Annotated in this window: 21 protein-coding genes and 1 tRNA gene; 10 read left to right on the forward strand and 12 right to left on the reverse strand. The window is 64.7% G+C overall.

Annotated features, from left to right (window positions below; all coding sequences use genetic code 11):
* Window positions 1–99: 99 nt before the first annotated feature.
* Window positions 100–756: a hypothetical protein gene (locus KP010_RS01050; RefSeq protein WP_142864438.1), complete on the reverse strand. Its 657-nt coding sequence runs from the start codon at window positions 754–756 to the stop codon at window positions 100–102.
* Between the two features lie 296 nt (window positions 757–1,052).
* On the opposite strand from KP010_RS01050, the gene KP010_RS01055 reads away from it, so the two are divergent.
* Window positions 1,053–2,552, forward strand: coding sequence for a Hint domain-containing protein (locus KP010_RS01055; RefSeq protein WP_216280288.1), 1,500 nt, complete (start codon window positions 1,053–1,055; stop codon window positions 2,550–2,552).
* Window positions 2,553–2,582: 30 nt separating this feature from the next.
* On the opposite strand, the gene KP010_RS01060 is transcribed toward KP010_RS01055, so the two are convergent.
* Window positions 2,583–3,125, reverse strand: coding sequence for a GNAT family N-acetyltransferase (locus KP010_RS01060; protein ID WP_142862550.1), 543 nt, complete (start codon window positions 3,123–3,125; stop codon window positions 2,583–2,585).
* Between the two features lie 18 nt (window positions 3,126–3,143).
* A complete protein-coding gene (locus KP010_RS01065) occupies window positions 3,144–3,680 on the reverse strand; it encodes a phage tail protein (protein WP_142862551.1) in 537 nt (178 codons plus the stop codon).
* 237 nt (window positions 3,681–3,917) lie between these two features.
* On the opposite strand from KP010_RS01065, the gene purE reads away from it, so the two are divergent.
* From purE to KP010_RS01085, 4 genes are read left to right on the forward strand one after another with little or no spacing between them, the layout of a single operon-like run.
* Window positions 3,918–4,391: a 5-(carboxyamino)imidazole ribonucleotide mutase gene (gene purE, locus KP010_RS01070; RefSeq protein WP_142862567.1), complete on the forward strand. Its 474-nt coding sequence runs from the start codon at window positions 3,918–3,920 to the stop codon at window positions 4,389–4,391.
* On the forward strand, window positions 4,388–5,476 hold the full coding sequence (locus tag KP010_RS01075; RefSeq protein ID WP_142862552.1) for a 5-(carboxyamino)imidazole ribonucleotide synthase: 1,089 nt from the start codon (window positions 4,388–4,390) through the stop codon (window positions 5,474–5,476). The genes purE and KP010_RS01075 overlap by 4 nt, the downstream gene beginning before the upstream one ends.
* Window positions 5,477–5,519: 43 nt before the next feature.
* Window positions 5,520–5,762, forward strand: a complete 243-nt coding sequence (locus tag KP010_RS01080) for a DUF4160 domain-containing protein (protein WP_142862553.1) — start codon at window positions 5,520–5,522, stop codon at window positions 5,760–5,762.
* Window positions 5,737–5,982, forward strand: a complete 246-nt coding sequence (locus KP010_RS01085; protein WP_142862554.1) for a DUF2442 domain-containing protein — start codon at window positions 5,737–5,739, stop codon at window positions 5,980–5,982. Before KP010_RS01080 ends, KP010_RS01085 begins: the two co-directional genes overlap by 26 nt.
* 9 nt (window positions 5,983–5,991) lie before the next feature.
* Here the strand turns inward: KP010_RS01085 and KP010_RS01090 are convergent, their stop codons facing one another.
* From KP010_RS01090 to KP010_RS01110, 5 genes are all read right to left on the reverse strand, one after another.
* Window positions 5,992–6,678 carry an arylesterase gene (locus tag KP010_RS01090; protein WP_142862555.1) on the reverse strand — a complete coding sequence of 229 codons (687 nt, stop codon included), beginning with the start codon at window positions 6,676–6,678 and terminating at the stop codon, window positions 5,992–5,994.
* 124 nt (window positions 6,679–6,802) lie between these two features.
* Window positions 6,803–8,815, reverse strand: a complete 2,013-nt coding sequence (locus KP010_RS01095; protein ID WP_142862556.1) for an acetyl/propionyl/methylcrotonyl-CoA carboxylase subunit alpha — start codon at window positions 8,813–8,815, stop codon at window positions 6,803–6,805.
* Between the two features lie 81 nt (window positions 8,816–8,896).
* Window positions 8,897–9,532: an ATP-dependent Clp protease proteolytic subunit gene (locus KP010_RS01100; protein WP_142862557.1), complete on the reverse strand. Its 636-nt coding sequence runs from the start codon at window positions 9,530–9,532 to the stop codon at window positions 8,897–8,899.
* Window positions 9,533–9,777: 245 nt separating this feature from the next.
* Window positions 9,778–11,142: a trigger factor gene (gene tig / locus KP010_RS01105; protein ID WP_142862558.1), complete on the reverse strand. Its 1,365-nt coding sequence runs from the start codon at window positions 11,140–11,142 to the stop codon at window positions 9,778–9,780.
* Between the two features lie 76 nt (window positions 11,143–11,218).
* Window positions 11,219–11,303 (reverse strand) — tRNA-Leu (locus KP010_RS01110).
* A gap of 286 nt (window positions 11,304–11,589) precedes the next feature.
* Between KP010_RS01110 and KP010_RS01115 the strand changes: the two genes are divergently transcribed.
* From KP010_RS01115 to KP010_RS01125, 3 genes are all read left to right on the forward strand, one after another.
* Window positions 11,590–12,963 (forward strand): multicopper oxidase family protein, encoded by a 1,374-nt coding sequence (locus tag KP010_RS01115; protein ID WP_142862559.1) that lies wholly within the window; start codon window positions 11,590–11,592, stop codon window positions 12,961–12,963.
* A 234-nt stretch (window positions 12,964–13,197) separates the two neighbouring features.
* A complete protein-coding gene (locus KP010_RS01120; protein ID WP_142862560.1) occupies window positions 13,198–14,094 on the forward strand; it encodes a crotonase/enoyl-CoA hydratase family protein in 897 nt (298 codons plus the stop codon).
* A gap of 54 nt (window positions 14,095–14,148) precedes the next feature.
* Window positions 14,149–16,455 carry a bifunctional diguanylate cyclase/phosphodiesterase gene (locus tag KP010_RS01125; RefSeq protein ID WP_142862561.1) on the forward strand — a complete coding sequence of 769 codons (2,307 nt, stop codon included), beginning with the start codon at window positions 14,149–14,151 and terminating at the stop codon, window positions 16,453–16,455.
* A gap of 61 nt (window positions 16,456–16,516) precedes the next feature.
* Here the strand turns inward: KP010_RS01125 and KP010_RS01130 are convergent, their stop codons facing one another.
* On the reverse strand, window positions 16,517–17,266 hold the full coding sequence (locus KP010_RS01130; RefSeq protein WP_142862562.1) for an enoyl-CoA hydratase: 750 nt from the start codon (window positions 17,264–17,266) through the stop codon (window positions 16,517–16,519).
* A 467-nt stretch (window positions 17,267–17,733) separates the two neighbouring features.
* Between KP010_RS01130 and KP010_RS01135 the strand changes: the two genes are divergently transcribed.
* On the forward strand, window positions 17,734–18,303 hold the full coding sequence (locus KP010_RS01135; protein ID WP_142862563.1) for a hypothetical protein: 570 nt from the start codon (window positions 17,734–17,736) through the stop codon (window positions 18,301–18,303).
* Window positions 18,304–18,353: 50 nt separating this feature from the next.
* Here KP010_RS01135 and KP010_RS01140 read toward each other — a convergent pair whose 3' ends face one another.
* Together KP010_RS01140 and KP010_RS01145 are read right to left on the reverse strand one after the other, a co-directional pair.
* Window positions 18,354–19,031, reverse strand: a complete 678-nt coding sequence (locus KP010_RS01140) for an ABC transporter ATP-binding protein (protein WP_142862564.1) — start codon at window positions 19,029–19,031, stop codon at window positions 18,354–18,356.
* 5 nt (window positions 19,032–19,036) lie between these two features.
* Window positions 19,037–20,338: a lipoprotein-releasing ABC transporter permease subunit gene (locus tag KP010_RS01145; RefSeq protein WP_185966466.1), complete on the reverse strand. Its 1,302-nt coding sequence runs from the start codon at window positions 20,336–20,338 to the stop codon at window positions 19,037–19,039.
* A 235-nt stretch (window positions 20,339–20,573) separates the two neighbouring features.
* Between KP010_RS01145 and KP010_RS01150 the strand changes: the two genes are divergently transcribed.
* On the forward strand, window positions 20,574–20,900 hold the full coding sequence (locus KP010_RS01150; protein WP_142862565.1) for a GNAT family N-acetyltransferase: 327 nt from the start codon (window positions 20,574–20,576) through the stop codon (window positions 20,898–20,900).
* A 10-nt stretch (window positions 20,901–20,910) separates the two neighbouring features.
* Here KP010_RS01150 and KP010_RS01155 read toward each other — a convergent pair whose 3' ends face one another.
* A complete protein-coding gene (locus KP010_RS01155; RefSeq protein ID WP_142862566.1) occupies window positions 20,911–22,761 on the reverse strand; it encodes an ABC-F family ATP-binding cassette domain-containing protein in 1,851 nt (616 codons plus the stop codon).
* Window positions 22,762–22,831 lie beyond the last annotated feature (70 nt).

A 22,831-nucleotide genomic window follows, 5' to 3' on the forward strand; every position in this document is an offset into this window, starting at 1 on the left:
CCGGCGACACACCGCCGGCCACGGAGGGCAAACTAGCCGAGGGACCCTGATCAATACTTAAGGCGTTTTCTCAAACTCGGGCGTGTCGGAGGATTTTGGTCAGCGCTTTTTGGAGATGGCGCGCTGCTCCTGGGCGACCTCCTGATCGGGCGCCGGCTCGCGGAACATCGGCGCGGAGCCGAAGCCTGCGCTCACCACATGCACCAGCGCGGTCCGCACGTCCCAGCCATGATCGGTCAGCGTGATGTCGTAGCAGGCGCGCGGCTCGCCTATGCCGGGTTTCCCGCCCGCCTTCGCCAGTTCGGCGATCACTCTCGCCTTGATCTGCGGATTGTCGACGAGAGAGGCGAGGCCGCGATCCTGCAGATGATGATCGGTGCTGAAATCGTCGATCATAGAGGTCGTCGGCCTCTCGAACTCGCAGAGATTGGCCAGCAGGCCGACCTGCAGCAGCCGCAGCGCCATGCGCGGCTCGAGCGTGTTCAAATCGCGGGCGACGCGCCGGCGGTCCTTGGCGTCGAGCCGCTCGAACAGCGTGGGCGGCACGCGCTGCTCGATCGTCGCCTCGCCGAAATCCAGCTTGACGCCGGCGATCTCGGCTCCGCGCAGCCCGCCGAAGCGATCGGCGAGAGCCGCGAGTCCGTCGCCGATCGCATTGGCGTTGACGATGGCGAAGCCGATCGCCAGAACGAGGCCCAAAGTCGCGATCAGGCTCTTCAGAGCCGCGAGCGCCTCCTGCATTCCCTTGATATCCATTTCGCCTCCGAAACAGCACGCAATATGTCGCGATGATAGCGGAGGAGGACGCGCTTCGCCATTCGGGGCCGGCGTGAATTCGCCCGCCGCAGCCGAATGGCGATCGTCGTGCTCGAGCAAATCATCGGGATCGAGGTTTCTGCAACGGCTCTCAACGCATGTAGAGGCGCGGCGCTCCACGAGAAGCTCATGTCGCGGATTATTGACACTGCCTCGCCGGCTATTTATTAATTACTCGTTTCATGGAAATAGGAATGAGGCGCCGCCTCATAGATTGATGAATTCGGAGGCTATTCATGGGAACGGCGACGATTTCCTACACTATTCCGCCAGCGTCCGACGGCATGCCGCCGAACACGAGAGTCGATGTGACGCTCAATCTGACGTACAGCGACACGCTCAACGCGGATGGATCATATACCGTCACCAATGCGACCGGGACCTATAAGGTCGGCAGCACGACCTACAATATCATCGGCGTCGTCGACCCGGCCAGCGCGGCCGGCTTGGCGGAGGGCTCCGACAATCATTTCTGGCCCGCGGGAAACGGGCCGAGCGGCGCTTATGTCAATTTCAACGGGATCAATTTCGTCACCGACAATCCGACAGCGAACGGCAATCAAGCCGTCAGCGGCTACTCGGGCCCGAACGTCGATTTCTATTACGACGCCGGCCGCAGCAGCTATTTTCAGGACACCAGAACCGGGGGCAACTTCAACGCCGCGCAGAGCGTCTCGATCACCATCACCTGCTTCGCCGCCGGGACGCTGATCCGCACGCCGCGCGGCGATGTCGCCATAGAGACGCTGCGCGCCGGCGACGTCGTGCTGACGGCGGAGGACGAGGAGCGTCCGATCGCCTGGATCGGTCACCGGATCGTCGATTGCGCTCCGCGCGCGCGCCCGCGCGACGCCTGGCCGGTGCGCATCGCGGCGGGCGCCTTTGCGGAGAACCGCCCCGAGCGCGATCTCTATGTCTCGCCCGCCCACGCCCTCTGTGTCGATTTTCTCGGCGAGGTGCTGGTCTATGCCGATGAGCTGGTCAATGGCGCGACGATCGCCCGCGTTCCGACCGACGTCGTCGATTATTGGCATATCGAGCTCGAGAGCCATGACATTCTGATCGCCAATGGAATGCCGGCCGAAAGCTACAGCGCGACCGGCGAGCGCGGCTCATTTTCGGAGAGCTTCGGCGCGGTGCGCGTCGAACGCCTCGCGGCGTCGGATTTCTGCCGGCCTTTCGCGTCGAATGTCGTCGTCGCGGCGATGCGTTTGCAGCTCGAGCGGCGCGCCGAGCAGCTCGGCTACGCCCGCGACTTCGACGCCGATCTGCGGCTCGTCGCCGATGGCGTCGAATATCTGCCGCTGTTGGCCGGCGATTCGGCAGTGTTTCTGTTTCCTAAGGCCGCGCAGGACATTCGCCTGCGATGCGCGAGCTTCTCGCCCGCGGATATTCGCTTCGATCGTGACGCTCGGCCGCTCGGCCTGTCGATCCTCGGCCTCTCCGTTTCGGACGGACGCAGCGCCTTTCCGATCGCTCTCGACGATGCGCGTCTGGCTCCCTGCTTCCATCCCGTGGAAGCGAGCGACGCCGCGGACCGGCGCTGGACCATCGGCGAGGAAACGGGGTTGCCGTCGTCGCTCTTCGATACGCTCGCCGGCGCCCATGTCGCGCTCACCATCTCCTTCGACGCCTCGGCGCAGCGTGGATGGAAAGCTCCGGCGGAAACGAACGCTCCGGCGCGGCCTCGGCTCTATGCGGTGCGTTCCGAGGCTCTGGATTCGCGCGCGGCCTGAGCGCGCTCCCTCTCGTCCCGCGCGCTCGTCTCACGGACGCGCGGGCGCGCGGCCTTCGGGGGGAGAGAGCGGCTCGTCGCCGCTGCGCGATTCCCACACGATCTGCAGCTCCGTGCGGGCGACCGGGATGAAGCCGAGGCGCTGAAAGAGCCGGTTTCCATCCTCATTGAGCAGGAAGGAGCGGAAGCGAGCCGGCATATGCGCGATGCGCGCCTCGTCGGCGAGCTCTCGAAGCAGGCGCGCGCCGATTCCGCGGCTGCGCCATTGCGGCATGATCGCCAGATCGACGATATGCAGAGCCTCTACGCCGCGCTCGACGACGAGGCGGCCGACCGGCTCTTCGCCTATTTCCAATATCTCATGGCGAGCCTGTGGAAACTGCGCGTGATAGCCGGCGATCTGCGCCAGGAATTGCTGGCGCAGCAGCATGTCCCGAAGCGACGGGTCGAGAGCTCCGAACTCCTCGCCCGGCGGACGCGACCGACAGAAGAGCTCGAAACGAAACGCCGCATCCGCGGGCGTCTCGTTTCGGCGGCCGAGGCGCATTTCCGCAGTGGGGTCGCTCTCGTCCATCGGCGCGCACGCCGTCTCTCAGGCGGGAGACGGGAAAACGCCTTCCAGAGCGATGATATAATTGATTACCGTGAAGGGGCTCAGCACGGAGACGGGCTGATTGCCGCCGGTCGGTGAGATCATCGACGGCGCCATGGCAACGGCTGTCGCCGGGGTCGGCGGGCCGTAGAGGTTGGTGGCGTTCTTTCCGGCTCCCAGCTCGGCGGGGACGGCGCCCGCGGGGCTGGGCGTGCTCGCGGCGGTCGCTTGCGCGCTGACCAGATGCGTATGCGCCGGCATCTGGCTGGTCGTCAGCGTCGTGCTTTCGACGCCGGCGATCTCGCCGAGCGCATAGAAGCCCAGCCCGGGACCTTGGCCCTGGCCGACAATGGCGCGGCCGCGCAAATCGGGCAGCGCGAAGTTGGTCTGACCATTGCCGCCATAAGTGGTGCCGAGTATGGAGAAGAGCGCGGTGTGCTGCGCAATGCTGAGAAGCTGCCCTTGGCAGAGCGCCCATCCTCTCGGCGCGAAGTTTCCGGCGAATGCGACGATCATTCCGATAAATGGCTCGGACATATTTTGCTCCCGAACTGAAAAACTCCGATAAAGCTCGTCTTGCTACCTCGAGGCGAGAAGCGAGTCCACTGCAACGGTAGCGTCGAATGCGTCGCGCCCGAGACGCCGCTCGAAGCCATGGCGCCCGGCGCACATGCGCTTGCGCCGCGCCGTCGGTTCGGCTAAGGGGCTGTGCTTCATGCACTCGAGCCCGCCGGAAGAGCCGTGGCGCAGTCCAAGAAGCCTGTCGCGATCATCATGGGGTCCCAATCCGATTGGGCCACCATGCGGCATGGCGCCGAGACGCTCGATGCGCTCGGCGTCGGCTATGAGGCGCGCATCATATCCGCCCACCGCACGCCGGACCGGCTCAGCGCCTTCGCCAAAGGCGCCGAGGCGGAGGGGTTCGAGGTCATCGTCGCCGGGGCCGGCGGCGCGGCGCATCTGCCCGGCATGACGGCGGCGCATACGACGCTTCCCGTGCTCGGCGTGCCGATCGAGAGCGCCGCGCTCTCCGGCATGGATTCGCTGCTCTCCATCGTGCAGATGCCGGGCGGGGTGCCGGTCGGCACTCTGGCCATCGGCAAGGCCGGCGCGATCAACGCCGCTCTGCTCGCCGCCGCCATTCTCGCGCGCGGCGACGCCGATCTCGACGCGCGGGTGAAGGAATGGCGTCGCCGCCAGACCGAGCAGGTCGCCGAGACGCCGAGCGACGATGCGGGAACGAAATGACCAGCCTGCGCCCCGGCTCCACCATCGGAATATTGGGCGGCGGCCAGCTCGCCCGCATGTTGGCCAAGGCCGGCGCGCGGCTCGGCCTGCGCGCTCATGTCTATTCGCCCGTGGCCGATGATCCGGCTTTCGATGTCTGCGCCGCGCGCGCCATCGCCTCTTTCGAGGACGAGACGGCGCTCGCCGAATTCGCCGCGGCCGTCGATGTCGTGACTTATGAATTTGAGAATGTGCCGTCGCAGACGGCGGCTTTTCTCGAGGCGCATTCGCTCGTGCGGCCCAATCCGCGCGTGCTGGCGCTGACGCAAGACCGGCTCACCGAGAAGAATTTCGTCCGCGGCCTGGGCATAGAGACGGCGCCTTTCGAGAATGTCGAAAGCGTCGACATGCTGGCCGCCGCCGTGTCGCGTCTCGGCCTACCCGCCATATTGAAGACGCGGCGCTTCGGCTATGACGGCAAGGGCCAGATCATGCTGCGCGAGGGCGCCGATCTTTCCGCCGCTTTCGAGCAGCTCCGCCGCGCGCCTTGCGTCCTCGAGGGCTTCGTGCCCTTCGCGCGCGAGGTCTCCGTGGTGGCGGCGCGCGGCGCGGACGGCGCCTTTCGCGCCTATGACGTCTGCGAGAATGTCCATGAGCATCATATTCTCGCGCTGACCGTCGCGCCGGCGCGGATTTCGCCGCAGTCGGCGGCGGCCGCCGTCGAAATGGCCCGCAAAATCGCCGAGGCGGCCGATTATGTCGGCGTGATCGCAGTGGAGATGTTCGTGGTCGAGACGGCGGGCGGCGAGCTTCTCGTCGTCAATGAGATCGCGCCGCGCGTGCATAATTCCGGTCATTGGACGCTGGACGGCGCCGTGACCTCGCAATTCGAGCAGCATATGCGCGCCGTCGCCGGTTGGCCGCTCGGCTCGACGCGCCGCCATGGCGCGCGCGTGGAGATGCGCAATCTGATCGGCGAGCAAGTCGACGAATGGCCGGATCTTCTGGCGGAGGAGGGGGCCTGCCTCCACCTCTACGGCAAGAAGGAGACGCGCCCCGGCCGCAAGATGGGGCATGTGACGCGGGTGTTCGCGGATCGAGACTGATTTTCGTTTTGTCTCGATTCTCTTCTGCGAAGGATGACGAGACGTGCCCACGATTTTGCGTGTTGGGTCTTTTCGATTCTTCTTTTACAGTTCCGAAAGGGGTGAGCCGCCCCATATCCATGTCGAGAGCAATGGCGGCTCCGCCAAATTCTGGCTCGATCCGGTCGAGTTGGCGCGTTCTCAGGGATTTCGATCGCAGGAGCTTCAACGACTGCGGCTGACAGTGATCGAGTATAGAAAGACATTCGAGGAGGCGTGGAATGCCCGGCACGGCCGCCAGACTTGATCCCGCTGCAGTCGACCTCGAGATCGACGACGCTACGCTGCGCGTTTTTCTCGCGGACGGGCGGGAAATTGCTGCGCCTCTCGAATGGTTTCCTCTCCTGCGTGACGCGGAGCCCGAGCAGCGACGCAATTGGCGGCTCGTCGGTCGAGGCGAAGGCATTCATTGGCCAGATATAGACGAGGATATCTCCGTCTATAATCTTCTCGGCTTGCCGAGTTGACGCTCCGCCTCACGGCGCCTCCGCCACTCTGCGCCGGCCCGCCGCCGCGTCGAGATTGCGCTCCACCAGCGGCGCTATGCCGGCGACGATGCGAGCGACGCCCGCCGCATTGGGATGGATGTGGTCGTCCTGCATCAGCGCCGGATGGCCGAAGACGCCCGCGAGAAAGAAGGGATAGAGCGAGGCGCCCCAGCGCGCGGCGAGCTTCGGATAGATCTGATCGAAGGTCACATTATAGACGAAGCCGAGCTCGGGCTTGGACAGCATCCCGCCGATGACGATTCGAGTTCCGCGCTTCTTATAGCCGTCGAGAATCCAATCGAGATTGCGTGCGACGACGGCCGGCTCGGTCTGCGTGAGCATATCATTGCCGCCGAGCTCGACGATGACGACGTCGGCGTCATATTGCTGCGGCGTCGAGGCGAGGCGCGTGGCCGCGTCAGCAGTGGTGTCGCCGGCCATGGAGCCATTGACCACCTCGACATTGCGATAGCCGTCGGCGCGCAGACGCGCGGCCAGCGCCGGGCCGAAACCATAGCCTTCCGGCACGCCGAGGCTGGTGCTGAGACTATCGCCCAATATCAGCAGCTTCAGCGGGGCGGAGGGCTGGCTCCGCGCGGGCGAGCCATGGGTCGACGCGGAGAGCGCAATGGCGGCGCCGAGAGCGGCGCCGAAGCGGAAAATTTGACGGGCCATTTGGTCACCTCGAACGCCTGAAATGAAATCGAGCGGACGGTAGCGGCGGCGCGTTGACCGACCATGAAAAAAGCCCGGCGCATTCGCCGGGCTCTCGAATCTTTTCAATGCTTTGGCTCGGCCGTTACTCGGCGAACTCCATGATGACCGCATCGACGGCGAGGCTGTCGCCCGGCTTGGCGACGATCTTCTTGATCGTCACGTCGCGCTCGGCGCGCAGCACATTCTCCATCTTCATGGCTTCCACCATGCAGAGCGGCTCGCCGGCCTTCACCTCCTGGCCCTCGACGACATCGACCGTCTTGACGAGGCCGGGCATGGGGCAGAGCAGATGCTTGGAGACGCCGGCGCTCTTCTTCTTCGGCATCAGCGCATTGAGCTCGGCCTCGCGCTGGGTGAAGACGCGGGCGTCCACGGCGACGCCCTGGTGCGAGAGCTGGAAGCCGTTGAGGATCGGCCGCACCTGCACATAGATGGAGGCGCCGTCTATGGCTCCCTCGAAGACGGGATCGCCCGGCCGCCAGGAGGAGGAGATGCGCCGCGTGCGGCCGTCCTCCTCCTCGAAATGGACAATCAGCGCCTCGCCCTGCGTGTCCAGAGTCACATGGAACAGCTGCTCGCCGAGCGCGCAGACGCGCTTGCGCTCGAATTCGAGCGGCCGGCCATGGGCGAGCTGGCCGCTGATCAATCGCTTGCGTTCATTGCCGATGTGGTCGACCAGCGCGGCGACGGTCGCCAGCACGTGGGCGACCTCGCCATCCGGCTGCGGGGCGGCGAAGCCGCCTGCATATTCCTCCGCGATGAAGCCGGTGGAGAGCTGGCCCGAGCGCCAGCGCTCATGCTGCATCAGCGAGGCGAGGAAGGGGATGTTGTGGCGAATGCCGTCGATCACGAAGCGATCCAGCGCATTGCCCTGGGCGTCGATCGCCGCGAGGCGGTCGGGGCCATGGGTGACGAGCTTGGCGATCATCGGATCGTAATGGATAGAGATCTCGCGGCCTTCCGCGACGCCCGTGTCGTTGCGGACGGTGATCGCGCCCTCGCGTTTCTCCGCCGGCGGGCGGTATTTCACCAGACGGCCGATGGAGGGCAGGAAGTTGCGGGTCGGATCCTCGGCGTAGATGCGGCTTTCCACCGCCCAGCCGTTGATCGTCACCTTCTCCTGGCGCAGCGACAGCGGCTCGCCGGCGGCGACGCGAATCATCTGCTCGACGAGATCGACGCCGGTGATGAGCTCGGTGACCGGATGCTCCACCTGTAGGCGGGTGTTCATCTCGAGGAAGTAGAAGCTCTTGTCCTGGCCGGCGACGAATTCCACCGTGCCGGCGGAATCGTAATCCACCGCCTTGGCGAGGGCGACGGCCTGCGAGCCCATGGCGGCGCGGGTCTCCTCATCGAGAAGCGGCGAGGGGGCTTCCTCTATCACCTTCTGATTGCGTCGCTGGATAGAGCACTCGCGCTCATTGAGGTGGATCACATTGCCGTGCTTGTCGCCCAGCACCTGAATTTCAATGTGGCGCGGATTGACGATGAATTTCTCGATGAAGACGCGGTCGTCGCCGAAGGAGGAGGCGGCTTCGGAACGGGCGCGGTTGAAGCCCTCGACCACTTCCTCTGCCTTGAAGGCGACGCGCATTCCTTTGCCGCCGCCGCCGGCCGAGGCCTTCAGCATGACCGGATAGCCGATCTCATTGGCGATGCGGACCGCTTCCTCGCCGTCCTGGATAACGCCGAGATAGCCGGGAACGACATTCACCTTGGCGGCGGAGGCGAATTTCTTCGACTCGATCTTATCGCCCATCGCCTCGATAGCGCGTGGATTGGGGCCGATGAAGACGATGCCCGCCTCTGCCAGCGCCGTGGCGAAGGCGGCGCGCTCGGAGAGAAAGCCGTACCCCGGATGCACGGCCTCGGCGCCGGTCTCCTTGCAGGCCGCGACGATCTTGTCGATGAGCAGATAGGATTGCGCAGCAGGGGGCGGGCCGAGATGAATGGCCTCGTCGGCCATTTCGACATGAAGCGCGTCGGCGTCGGCGTCGGAATAGACTGCGACCGTCTTTATGCCCATGCGGCGGGCGGTCTTGATGATGCGGCAAGCGATCTCGCCACGATTGGCGATCAGGATTTTACGAAACATGCGCGCCCCGATACATGCGGAACGGCGCGCCTGCCTTTCTCGACCAGCGAGAAAAGTGGGCGCGCCGGGATTTGGTCTTCCTCAGGCCTTGGTCTCGGTCGGATCGTCCGGATGGTTGATCTCCACCCGGTCGACGATGCCGAATTCCTTGGCCTCTTCGGCGGACATGAAGTGATCGCGATCGAGCGTCTGCTCGATCGTGTCATAGTCCCGGCCGGTGTGCTTGACGTAGATTTCGTTGAGACGCCGCTTGATCTTCATAATATCCTCCGCATGGCGGAGGATATCCGAGGCCTGGCCCTGGAAGCCGCCCGAAGGCTGATGGACCATGATGCGGGCGTTGGGCAGAGCGATGCGGTTGCCGGCCTCGCCGGCGCAGAGCAGCAGCGAGCCCATGGAGGCCGCTTGGCCGATGCAGAGCGTCGCCACTTTGGGCTTGATGTATTGCATCGTGTCGTAGATGGCGAGACCGGAGGTCACCACGCCGCCCGGCGAGTTGATGTAGAGAAAAATCTCGCGCTTGGGATTTTCCGCCTCGAGGAAGAGGAGCTGGGCGATGATGACCGAGGCCATATGGTCCTCGACCTGGCCGGTCAAAAAGATGATTCGCTCGCGCAGCAGGCGCGAATAGATATCGAAGCCGCGTTCGCCGCGGCTCGTGTTCTCGATCACCTGGGGGATCAGATATTGGTTGTAGACGTCGATCGGATCACGCATCTGTTTGCGCCTTTTTTAGATTTGACTGGCCTGCGAACCGGGCCCCGCGCGGCGGGGGCATGGCGCTCCCGGCCTCGCGGCGGCCTCTTCGACCCGCCGTCTTTCTCCCGATTTGGAGCGAAAGCCACGAGCCAGCTTTTGACTCGTTGGTAGCATATTGCGGCAGGCCGTCCAGACGCAAACCGCAAAAGGGGCGGGCGGAAACCCCGGGGCCACCCTTAAGGGCCCCGGGTCGGCGGGCCGGATCAGACGGCGGGCTGGGCCAGATCGTCTTCTTCTTCGGCGGCCAGCAGCTCTTCCTTGGTCACGGTCTTGTCGGTGACGCTGATCTTGGCGACCAGATGGTCGACGACGCGTTCCTCATAGAGGGGGGCGCGAATCTGGGCGAGCGCCTGCGGGTTGTTGCGGTAATAGTCCCACACCTGCTTCTCGCGGCCGGGGAAGGCGCGCACGCGCTCGACCAGCGCATCGGTGACGTCCTTGTCCTCGACGGTGACGCCGGCGCCCTGGCCGATCTCGGCCAGCACCAGGCCGAGACGCACGCGGCGCTCGGCGATCTTGCGATATTCCTCGCGCGCCGCCTCTTCCGTCGTGTTCTCGTCCTCGAAGCTCTTGCCGGAGCGCTTGCGCTCGGCCTCGAGCTGGTTCCAGATCGTGTCGAACTCCTGGGCGACGAGACCCTCGGGCAGCTCGAAGCTGTATTTCTTGTCGAGAGCGTCGAGCAGCGAGCGCTTCAGCTTGGCGCGCGAGGCCTTGGCGTAATCCGCCTCGAGATTGCCGCGCACGGCGAAGGTCAGCTCGGCGAGCGATTCGAAGCCGTATTTGCTGGCGAAAGCGTCGTCGATCGGCAGCTCCTTCGGGCCGGCGACGGCCTTGACGGTCACGTCGAACTCGGCGTCGCGGCCGGCGAGCGTCGGCACGCCGTAATCCTCCGGGAATTTCACCTTGACGACGCGCTGCTCGTCCTTGGCCGCGCCCTCGAGCTGCTCCTCGAAGCCGGGGATGAAGGAGCCCGAGCCGAGCACCAAATTCACGTCGCCGCCAGTGCCGCCCTCGAAGGGCTCGCCGTCGAGCTTGCCGGCGAAATCGATGGTGACGCGGTCGCCCTTGGCGGCGGCGCCTTCCTTATCCTCAAATTCGCGAATGCGGTCGGCGAGATCGGAGATCGCCTTCTGGACCTCCTCCTCTGAGACCTCGGCGATGGGACGCTCGATGGCGATGTCGTCGAAGCCGCCGAGCTCGATCGCCGGCAGCACCTCGAAGGCGACGGAATAGGAGAAGTCGCCTTCGGCCTCGAGCGCCTTCTCGACCTCGGCCTGATCGGTCGGGAAGTCGAGGCGCGGCTCCATGGCGACGCGCAGGCTATTGTCCTCGACGATCTTGCGATTGGCCTCGTTGACGGCCTCCTGCAGGACCTCGCTCATTATGCCTTTGCCGTAGATCTTCTTGAGATAGGAGATCGGCGCCTTGCCGGGGCGGAAGCCCTTGATCTGCGCCTTGCCGCGCAGCTCGACGAGCTGCGACTCGAGCTTGGCGGCGAGGTCGCCGGCCGGAAGCACCACTTTGAACTCGTGTTTCAAGCCCTGCGACAGGGTCTGCGTCACCTGCATGTCGTTTTCGCCTTCTCGAATCTCGACCAGTCCGGCGTGCGCCGGGAAAATATCTCTGCCGCCGGCGCGCGTCGGATGGTGCGGGCGGAGGGAGTCGAACCCCCACGACTTGCGTCACCGGAACCTAAATCCGGCGCGTCTACCAGTTCCGCCACGCCCGCGCCCCGACGCGCAAACGCCCGACGAGCCGCCGGCTCGCGGGCGAAACGCCAAAGGACCGAAGCCACGAGCCAAACGGCGTCGAAACGTCGCGGCGACAATCGAACGCCAGCTTCGAAACGTCGGCGTCGACGCGCGAACGCCGCCACGCGCCGGCTCGGGCGGGGGGCTCTATAGCACGACGCGCCGCCGGCGCTAAAGAAAATGTCATCGGATGGATGCTAACCGCTCTCGGTTGAAAGCCGCGCGCCGGTCTGGCCATATGCGGCGGCGAGAATCGGAGCCCCCATGCCGTTCAATTGTTCACGCCGCGCATTTTTGGGCTCGGTCGCCGCGACCCTCGTCTCGCTCGACGCCCGCGCCGAGCCGCCCGTCGCCGGGACCAAGATGGCCGGGCTCACGACGCTGGAGGCGCGCAAGGGGACGGCGCGCCTGCTGCCGGACCACGCCCATGCGACGGAGATATGGGGTTTCGAGGGGAAGACGCCCGGCCCTGTGCTGCGCCTTTCGCAGGGAGAGGAGCTCGCGGTCGGCCTCGTCAACCGCCTCGACGCGCCGCTCTCCATTCATTGGCACGGGATGCGCGGCGACAACGCCATGGACGGCGTCGCGCCGCTGACACAGGCCGAGGTCGCGCCCGGCGCGCGATTCGACTATCGCCGGCGGGCGCTCGACGCCGGGCTCTTTTGCTACCGCCCCTCGGTTTTCGGCGCGACGCCTGAACTCTGCGGCCGCGGATTGAAGGGGCTTCTCGTGGTCGATGAGCCCAAGTCGTCGCTGAAGCCGCTCGAATCCGACGCCGATCTGCTGCTCGCGCTCGACGATTGGCGGCTCGACAAAAATGGCGTGATCGAGGGCGATTTCGGCGCGGCCGCCGCGGCCGGGCGCATCGGAACACTGGTCGCCGTAGACGGCGCTCCGGCGCCGGCGCGCCGCGATTTTTCGCCCGGCGCGCGCATCCGCCTGCGCTTGGCCAATCTCGCCAATGCGCGAATCATGTTCGTCGGCTTCGAGAATATTCAGCCATTCGTCGTCGCCGTGGACAGCCAGCCCTGCGACGCTTTCGAGCCGGTGCGGCGCACGATCCCCGCCGCGCCGGGCGCGCGCTTCGAGCTGATGTTCGATCTGCCGCGGGCCGAGAACGCCGCCGCCAAGCTCGTCCTGCGTGGGGTCGACGAGGCCGATCGCGATCTCGCGATCTTCACCACGCGCGGCGCCGCGGCGCCGGCTCGCCCGCCAATAGCGGCGGCGCCGCAAAATCCGCTGCTGCCCACGGAGATCAAGCTGCAAGCGGCCAAGAAGGTCGATCTGCTGATTGAGCCGCCGGCGTCGCCGGGGTCCGGCTGGCGCATCAATGGCGCGGCGAGCAAGGCCTATGGCGGGCCGCCCTTGTTCCAGGTGAAGCGCGGGAGCCCGGTGACGCTCGGCTTCGTCAATCGCGCCGCGGTCCCGGTCGTCATGCATGTGCACGGCCATTGCGTGCGCCTTCTGCATGACCTCGACGATGGATGGGAGCCTTATTGGCGCAATGGCGTCGTCGTGCCGCCGGGCAAGACCAAGCATGTCGCCTTCGTCGCCGACAGTCCCGGCAAATGGGCGGTCCACGACGATATTCTCGAGCATGAGGCGGCCGGGCTCGCCGCTTGGTTCGAGGTCAAGTGAGCGCGAGCCTTGTCGGTTGCGCGTCGCCGCGGCCCCATGCAATATCGCGGAATAATGTCGTCGCGCTCCGAAAAGCGAGCAGATCGAGGACTTTCGCGATGATCGGGGTAACTCTACGATAACCCGTCTCGATTAATAGCATATAATGGCAGTGAGATCGGGCTGGTCGAAAAGGATGAGCTCCCGGCGGGGCGCGATAGACGTCGACTTGCGAAATCAATCCCGGAAAAGGCCATGACGGCAGCCTTCGAGCATGAACGCCGAAATCCGCGCGAGTTCCCAGATTGGGAGTTCGAGACTCTCGACATCGGCTACGAGGTCGAGAGCCGATCCGTTTGGATGAGCTATAAAGAAACCGCTCCGCATTGCTATACGCTGAAGATGCTTCTGGAAGCCGTCGCTCTGCGCGAATCGCTGAAGGAGCTCGTTAATTCGCCCTGCGGCGCGCAGTGGCCGATCCGCTATTTCGTGATGAGCTCGAACAAGCCGGCGGTTTTCAGCCTGGGCGGCGATCTCGCCACCTTTGCGGCCGCTGTCCGCAAGCGCGACAGGGATAGTCTGCGGACCTACGCCTATGTCTGCATCGACGTGATGTATGGGCTGACCTCCGCGCTCGGACTGCCGCTCGTGACCCTCGCCGCCGTCCGCGGCCAATGCTTCGGAGGCGGATTCGAGGGCGCGATGGCGACCGACTTCCTGATCGCCGAGGAGAGCGCCAAGCTCGGCGTTCCGGAGGTCGCCTTCAATACTTTTCCCGGCATGGGGGCCGTGAGCTTCTTGAAGCGTCGGCTGGGGGTGGCGCTGGGCGAACAGATCATCGCGACCGGCGCCGCTCACACTGCGGTAAAAATGCACGAGCTCGGCGTCGTCGACGTGCTGGCGCCGGACGGGGGCCTGCGGGAGACCACGCTCGCTTGGATGTGCGAGGGCGGCGAGGAGCGTTGGCTGCGGCGCCGGGCGCTCGCCGATCTGCGTCGTTCGTGTTTTCCGATCACGCGCGAAGAGCTTTTGCGCGTCGTCGACTTGTGGGTGGATTGCTCGTTTTCGATCGGAGAGCCGGATTTGCGTCATATGGAGAGATTGGTCGCCGCCCAGGGGCGCCTCTCTGGCCAGAAGACGAAATCGGCATAATTGCGCGCCGCCGTTCGGAGTCCGTCCGCGGCGCTCAACTCGAAAGACGGTTTCATGCGGGCGTCGAACGTAAATGCGAACGACACAGAGGCTTGCGAAGCGCGCGAGGAGATTTATCGCGACCTCGTGGACACGCTTTTCGGAACGCCCGGCTCATTCGCGGCCGGCCTGGTCGGGGGACTGATCGCGCCGGTGAGCGCCTGGCTGATGACCGGGCGCGAGGTCTATGTCGTTCTGACGATCGTCATGATGTGTTTTGCCGCATATCGGCTCTACGTCCTTTATTCCCACACGATGACGCCGCGCGATATCCGCCGTCGCGACGCGCAGCTCTGGGAGATCCGTTACGGGATCGGCGGCGTCGGCTTCATGACCGCCGTCGGCGTCAGCGTCGCGATTCTATTTTCGGAGCACCATGACGAGATCGGCGGCTATTACGGCATAGTGATCATGATGAGCGGCGTCGGAATGCTGGCTGGACGCAACGCCGGCAGTCCGAGGATCGTCTATGCGCAGATGATCGGTCTCTGCACGCCGCTGACGGTTGCGGCCCTCATGCACGACGATCTGCGTTATTGGGGGCTCGCCTCTATCTTCGTCCTCGTCATGGTCTCGCTGCGCTCGACGACGAAATTCCTTCACGGGAATCTCGAATCGGCTCTGCGCAACGGACGCGACGCCGATACGCAGCGGCGCCGCTTCAAATCCGCCTTGAACAGCATGACGCATGGTCTGTGCATGGGCCGCGCGGACAAGTCGCTCACTGTCGTCAATCGGCGCATGTATGATTTCTTCGGCCTCGACCCGCAGAATATGCCGAAGGACCTCGCCACGCTGACCGACATGATCGGCGACAGCACGAAAATGTCGCACGAGGATGCGCGAATTTTCCTGGAGCAATGGACGTCGCGCACGTCGCTTTCGCGCACCGACGTTTTCTCGCGCGAGATCGGCGCGCGAATCTTCGATTTCCGCTGCGAGCCGGCCGACAATGGGGCTTTCGTCACAGTGGTCGAGGATGTGACCGAGCAAAGACGCGCCGCGCGCGAGATCGAGCGGATCGCCCATTTCGACACGCTGACCGGATTGGCCAATCGCTTTCAGTTTCAGCAGCGGCTGGAGCGGGATCTTCGGCACATTCGCAAACGCGGATTGAGCCTCGCGCTCTTGTGCATCGACCTCGATCAGTTCAAGGAGGTCAATGACACGCTCGGCCACACGATCGGCGATCGGCTCTTGTGCGCGGTCGCCGAACGTCTGCGCGAATGCGTTCGGTCCGTCGATATGGTGGCGCGCTTCGGCGGCGACGAATTCTGCATTCTCATGCATCCCACCATAGAGACGCCGCCTGCGGACGCGTTGGCGCGCCGCGCCATAGAGGCGATCGGCCGCCCCTATGTCGTCGAAGGACATACGATCGTGATCGGCGCGAGCGTCGGCCTCTGCGTCGCGCCGCGGGACGCGAGCACGGCCGAGGGCCTTTTGAAATGCGGCGATCTCGCAATGTATAATTCCAAGGCGGCCGGACGACGGCAGGCGCTCTGGTTCGATACGGCGATGGAGGATGCGCTGGTTAGCAAGCGGCGCATCGAGCGCGAATTGCGCGAGGCGCTGCGGACCGAGGCGCTCGAGGTTCATTATCAGCCGATCTTCGACGCCCGCGATCAATCGGTGTCCACCTGCGAGGCCCTGACGCGCTGGCGCCATCCGCAATTGGGTTATGTGTCGCCCTCCGCCTTCATTCCGATCGCCGAGGAGACCGGCATGATCGTCGAGCTCGGCGAATGGGTGCTGCGCCGGGCCTGTCGGGACGCGCATCTGTGGCCGTCCGAGGCGCGCGTCGCGGTGAATTTCTCGTCGCGGCAGTTTCAGCAGCCCGATTTGATCGACAAGGTCCGCAACGCGCTCGACGTCGCTGGATTGGAGCCGAGCCGGCTCGAGATCGAAATCACCGAATCCACGCTCATGCAGGATACGGAGGACGCCGCCGACAAGATCGCGGGTCTGCGCGCGCTCGGCGTCCGCTTGTCGCTCGACGATTTTGGAACGGGTTTCAGCAGCCTCGGCTATCTAAATCGTTTTCCGGTCGACAAGGTGAAGCTCGACCGCAGCTTCGTCTCGGATCTGAGCGCTTCGAGCAAGACGCAGGCGATCATCGGCGCGGTCTCGCTGCTGACCGCCGAGCTCGGGATCGACCTCGTGGCGGAGGGAGTCGAGACGAATGAGCAGAGGGCGCTCCTTCTCGCGAAGAACGTCCATCTGATGCAGGGGTTTTTGTTCAGCATGGCGAAGCCGCAGGCGGAGCTGGCTCTGCTCTTCGCCGGCGTCTCGCGCGGCGGCAAATTGAAGGTCGTCGCCTGACAGAGGTTAGGCCGTAGGCGCCCGCGAAATGCGGGCGCCTGCCGTTTGTCTCGTCGTCGTCTCAGACGCGCCGGCTCGCCGCCGTCGTCGTCTGCCGACGCACCGGCGGCGCGCTGATGCGCTGCGCGCGAAACATGCTGTAGGAGGAATTGTAGCGGCGCCCGCATTGCCGCACATAGCTCTCCGCTCCCATGAGGCCCTCGCCATTTTCGACGATGTGCTTGACGAGGCAGAGCTCCTGCATCTGCTCGGCGGTCAGTATCTCGCCATTTTCCATGAGCCGCTCCGCTTTCACGAAGCCGAGCTTCTGCGCCAGCGCGCCATAGACGCCGACCGCCGAGGCGAGATCGGCCTCGAAGCAGAAGCGCGCGTAGCGATCGGCCACCAGCATCGAGCAGGAGAGGGCGAAGTCGAGATCCGCTCCGTTCAGATAGGTCCTCGCCCATGCGATCGAGATCACCGGAGCGTCGAGGATGAGGCGCGCCGTCGCCGACGCCAGCTCGTCGAAGCCGTCCGCCGCGACAGCGCGAGCGTCGTCGCAATGCGCAAAGTCGAAAACCAGATATTTCAGGCCCGGCAGATGGCCCTCCGAAATTCTCTGGAGCAACAAGGCCAGCCCGTCGATGCTGTCGCGATCGAAACCGCAAGCGAGTTTGCTCACGAGGATCGTATCGAGCTCATCCATGCGATGGATTTCCAGCGACGAGCGCTGGCGGATGAAATCCAGCGGATCCGAAAAGTCGGAAGGTGAAACATAAGTCTCGGCAGCGACAGCGGAGGTGATGTCGTTCTTCGAAACAACCGCATTCATGTTTCGTCTCCTATCTCGAAAGGTTTCATAATTCTTACCGGATTACTTAAATTTTTAAAGAAATTTCGGCTGCGTCTTCGGTTATGGTTAACGCTTCGGTCCGAAATTTACGTACGTACTCCAAGGATTCGCGCCGACTGAGCAGGCTGCGACTTTTTGCCGCTAGACGGGTGCTCGACCGTTGGAAGTCCCGCCCGAAAGAGCGGATTACGCGCGAACGGCGACGAAAAAGGGCGAAGCCGGACGCCTCATCGGCGTCGGCTGTCACGGCGTGGCCGCGGCATTTTCCCGCGCTCGGGTTCGCAGACGAAAACTTCGTCCCTATCTCGATGACAGTGTGTGCTAAAAGCCGGGAGCGACATTCGGCCGCCCGGGCCGAGTCGCAGCGCGGTCATCGACGCCACTCTCGGCGAGAGTGCTGCAGCCGCTCGCAGAAGCGGCGAAAACGAAGGAGAGGGAGAGAAAAGATGAATCTTCGACTTCTGGTCGCTCTTGCCCTGGCGACGGCCGGACTGGTCGGCGAGGCCCATGCGCATGGCGGCGTGAGCTCCGACACCGGCCAATGCATCATGAAGATCGGCCCCGATACGATGAACTTCACCGGCTATCAGCCGCTGAAGTCACGCGAGGTGTTTTGCGACGACATTCCCGATGTCGGCCCGACCATCATCGTGCTGGACGCCGTGCAGGACGAGCTGCGCGACATGGAGCTGGAAATCCGCATTCTTCGCAATGTCGGCCAGAGCGACGACAACGAGAATTTGGAGCAGAACACGGAAGTCTACGTGCCGCCGAAGAAATACCGCACGGGCACGCTGAATTTCGAATACAATTTCACTCAGAAGGGCAATTTCATCGGCCTGGTGAAAGCCAAGGCCGACGACGGGCGTGAATATGTCTCGCGCTTCCCCTTCGCGGTCGGCACGACCGAGGACAAGAACATCATTATCGCTGTGTTCTTCGCCGCGCTCGGCCTCGTCGGCTTCGGGCTCTGGTACAAGAGCAGCTTCATCGACAAGAAAAAGAAGTCCGCCTGACTTCGATCGGCGCGAAAGCTCCGGTCGGGCGAGCGCCCGGCCGGAACGCTTCAGGCGAGTTCCACCAAACGGCCGTCGCTGAGCGTGATCCGGCGATCCATCTGATCGGCGAGATCGAGGTTATGCGTCGCCACCAGCGCGGCGAGGCCGGTGTTGCGCGCCAGCGTCATCAATGTCGCGAAGACATGCTCCGCGGTGCGCGGATCGAGATTGCCGGTCGGCTCGTCTGCGAGCAGCAATTGGGGCGCATTGGCGACCGCGCGGGCGATGGCGACGCGCTGCTGCTCGCCGCCCGACAGCTGCGAGGGCGAGTGCTTCGCCCGGGCTCCGAGCCGTAGATAATCGAGCAATTCCGTGGCGCGCCGCTCCGCTTCGCGACGATCCAGCCCGTTGATCGCCTGCGGCAGCGCGACATTCTCGAGCGCGGTGAATTCCGGCAGAAGATGGTGGAACTGATAGACGAAGCCGATCGTCGAGCGGCGCAGGCTGGTGCGCTCATTATCGCTCATGTCGGAGGTCGCCAGCCCGGTGATGAGCACCTCGCCATCGTCGGCGCGCTCCAGCAGGCCGGCGATATGCAGCAGAGTGGATTTGCCGGCGCCTGAAGGCGCGATCAGCGCCACCGTCTCGCCGGCCGCGAGCGTGAGATCGGCGCCGATGAGAATGTCCAGACGCCCGTCGCCTTCGCGATAATGGCGGGCGACGCCGGAAAGCTCGAGAACTGTCATGGGTCTCACTCGTGGCGTAGGGCGTCGATCGGATCGAGGCTCGCCGCTTTCCAGGCAGGATAGATGGAGGCGAGAATGGCGAGCACGAGCGTCATGATGACGACGAGCGCCACCTCGCGCGGCTCGACGATCGAGGGCAGGCGCGACAGAAAATAGAGCTCCGCTGGAAACAGATTGGCGTGCATCAGCTTGTTGAGCAGCAGCCGGATCGTGTCGAGATTTTTGGCGAGCGTCAGTCCCAGCAGAAAGCCGGCGATGTCGCCGACGACGCCGATGGACGCGCCGATGATGAGGAAGATGCGCAGCACCGCGCCGCGCGTCGCGCCCATTGTGCGCAAAATGGCGATGTCGGAGGATTTGTCCTTCACCAGCATGGTGAGGCCGGAGATGATGTTGAGCGCCGCCACCAGCACGATCAGCGTCAATATGATGAACATCACATTGCTCTCGACCTGCAGCGTGTCGAAGAAGGTCTTGTTGCGCTGCCGCCAGTCGGTGAGCATCATCGGCCGATCGATATTGGCGTCTATGTCGGCGCGGAACTTGTCTACGGCGTCCGGCGCGTCGAGAAAGACCTCGATCACCGTCGCTTCATTTTCATGGTTGAAGAACAATTGCGATTCGGCGAAGGGCATGTAGACGAACACGCGGTCATATTCCGACATGCCGATCTGGAAGATCGCCGTCACCGGATAGGCTTTTATGCGCGGCGCGACGCCGAAGGGGGTGGAGGCGCCCTTGGCGATGAGAATGCTGATATTGTCGCCAACGCGCACGCCGAGCGACTCGGCGAGGCGCTGGCCGATGGCGACGCCGCCGGCGCTGTCGAAGCCCTGGAAGGTCCCGTCCTTCACATTGCCGGCGAGGCCCGGCAGGCGCAGAATGTCCTGCTCGCGTATGCCGCGCACCAGCGCGCCCGACTGCCCATAAGGGGAGGAGACGCCGGCCGCGCCCTCCACCATGGGCGCGACGAGCTTCACGCCGGGCAGGCGCTGCATCCGCGCCGTGACCTCGGCCCAATCGGTCAGCGGCCGCTCGGCCGCCTGCACGAAGGCGTGGCCGTCTATGCCGACGATCTTGTCCATCAGCTCGTGATGAAAGCCGTTCATCACCGACATGACGACGATGAGCGTCGCCACGCCCAGCATGATGCCGAGAAAGGAGAAGCCGGCGATCACCGAGACGAAGCCATTGGCGCGCCGCGCCCGCACATAGCGGAAGGCGACCATCCATTCGAAGGGCGCGAAGGCGCGCAAGCGCGGCGGCGGCTGGGTCTCGACCACGGAGGACAAAGTAGATTCGCTCATTTCGGCATTGTGCCCATCCGCTCGAGCCTTTCAAGCGCGCCACAGAAATGGGCGTTTCCCATGTGAGAGAGGCGAATCGAAGGCGAAGGCGCGGTCGTCGCCGGCATGGACGGAAAACCGACAGCTGGCCTAGAGCCGAGTCTGCCGAGGCCAGAAAAATTAACGTCTGGCCCTTAATTTGCTGCACTGCATTCACCACCTCGACATCGGCGGTGGGCAATCGAGGAGACGAGAAATGGGTTCGATCGCCCAGGCGAAGAGCAGCGCTCATAAGGCGCACGGCGCTGTCCACGACAATGTCGAGCTCGATCGTTTCGAGCTCGATCTCGAAGACGGAACGGCCGTCGCCTATTACCGCATGGCGCCCGGCGCCATCGTCTTCACCCATACGGAGACGCCGCCGGCGCTGCGCGGCAAAGGCTCCGCCTCGGAGCTGATCCGCGGCGCGCTGCAATGGGCGCGGGCGCGCGGGCTGAAGGTCGTTCCCGAATGCTCCTTCGTGGCCGATTATATCGCGCGCCACCCGGAGTTCGCCGAACTGGTCCTGCGCAAATCGGCCTGACGCGGGCGCTCTAGCCTTCGTCCGAGAGCGAGAGCCACTGATCCTCCGCCTCGGCCAGCGCCGAGGCGAGATCGGCCCGCTGCTGGGCGAGGCGATTGGCCTCCTGCGGATTGCGTGAAAACGCGCTCGGATCGGCCAGCGCGGCGTCGACGCGCGCCAATAGCTCTGCGAGCTTTTTCATGCGCTCTTCCGTCGCCGCCAGCTTGCGGCGCATCTGGCCGGCGTCACGCTTGCCATCGACCCGGCGCGGCTTTTCGCGCGGCTCCTCCTCCTTGCGCTGCTCGCGGGCGTCGCCATTGGCGCGCGCCAGAACGTATCGCGCATATTCGTCGACATCGCCGTCGAAGGCCTTCACCGTGCCGCCTTCGACGAGCCATAGGCGATCGGCGCAGGCCTCCAGCAAATAGCGATCATGCGAGACCAGCACGATCGCGCCCTCATGGGCGTTGATCGCCTCGACCAGCGCGGCGCGGCTGTCGATGTCGAGATGGTTGGTCGGCTCGTCGAGAATGAGCAGATGCGGCCCGTAGAATGAGGCGACGCCGAGCAGCAGCCGCGCCTTCTCGCCGCCGGAGAGGCGCTCAACCTTGGTGTCCGCCCGCGCGCCGGAAAAGCCGGTCTGCGCCGCCCGCGCGCGAATGCGCGCCTCGGGCGCGCCGGGCATCAGCGCGGCGAAGACGGAGTAGGGCGAGTCCTTCTCGTTGAGATCGTCGACCTGATGCTGCGCGAAAAATCCCGCCTCCAGCTTGGCGGCGCGAACCATATTGCCGCTCTTGGGCTCGAGCCGCCCTGCCAGCAGCTTGGCGAAGGTCGATTTGCCGTTTCCGTTGGAGCCCAGCAATCCGATGCGATCGTCATTGGAGAGGCTGAGCGACAGGCGCGACAGCACGGTGCGCTCGCCATAGCCGACGCTCACATTCTCGAATGCGATAATCGGAGGCGACAGCGGCTTTTCCGGCGACGGCAGATAGATCGGCAGCACCTCGTCGTCGACGACCGCCGTGACCGGCCCCAGCTTCGCCAGCATTTTGAGGCGCGACTGCGCCTGACGCGCCTTGGTCGCCTTGGCGCGGAAGCGGTCGACGAAGGCCTGCAGCTCGCGGCGGCGCTCCTCCTGCTTCTTGCCGGCCTTGGCGGCGAGCGCGCGCGCCTCGAGCCGCTGCGCCTCGAAGGAGCTGTAATTGCCCTTGTAGATCGTCAGCTTGCCGCGCTCGAGATGCAGAATATGCGTCGCCACCGCGTCCAGCAGATCGCGATCATGGCTGATGACGACGACATTGGCCGGATAATGCGCGAGATAATCGACGAGCCAGAGCGTGCCCTCGAGGTCGAGATAATTGGTCGGCTCGTCGAGCAGCAGCAGCTCCGGCTGCGAGAACAGCACCGCGGCGAGGGCGACGCGCATGCGCCAGCCGCCCGAAAACTCCGAGAGCGGGCGCCGCTGCGCCTCGGCGTCGAAGCCGAGGCCGGAGAGAATCGCCGCCGCCCGCGCCGGCGCCGCATGGGCGTTTATATCGACGAGGCGCGTCTGGATTTCGGCGATTTCATGCGGGTCGGTCTCGGTCTCGGCGCGCTCCAGCAGAGCGGCGCGCTCCACATCCGCGGCGAGCACGAAATCGACCAGCGCCGTTGGCCCACCCGGGGCCTCCTGCTCGACGCGCCCGATCTTCAGTCTGGCGGGCAGGGAGATGGTTCCGGTCTCGCCGGCGATCTCGCCGCAGATGATTCGGAACAGCGTGGTCTTGCCGGCACCGTTGCGGCCGACGAAGCCCGCGCGCGTCCGCGGCGGCACGAAGACCGAGGCCTTGTCGAAGAGCAGCCTCTCGCCGAGCCTGTAAGTGAGATCGTCAATGGAGAGCATGGCCTCGCCTCTAGGGCCTTTGCTGGCGATGTGCAACGTCGGCGCCGCCGAAGCCTCGCGCTCGGCTTGT

It is taken from the genome of Methylosinus sp. KRF6, from assembly GCF_018887255.1.
Taxonomy (GTDB): domain Bacteria; phylum Pseudomonadota; class Alphaproteobacteria; order Rhizobiales; family Beijerinckiaceae; genus Methylosinus; species Methylosinus sporium.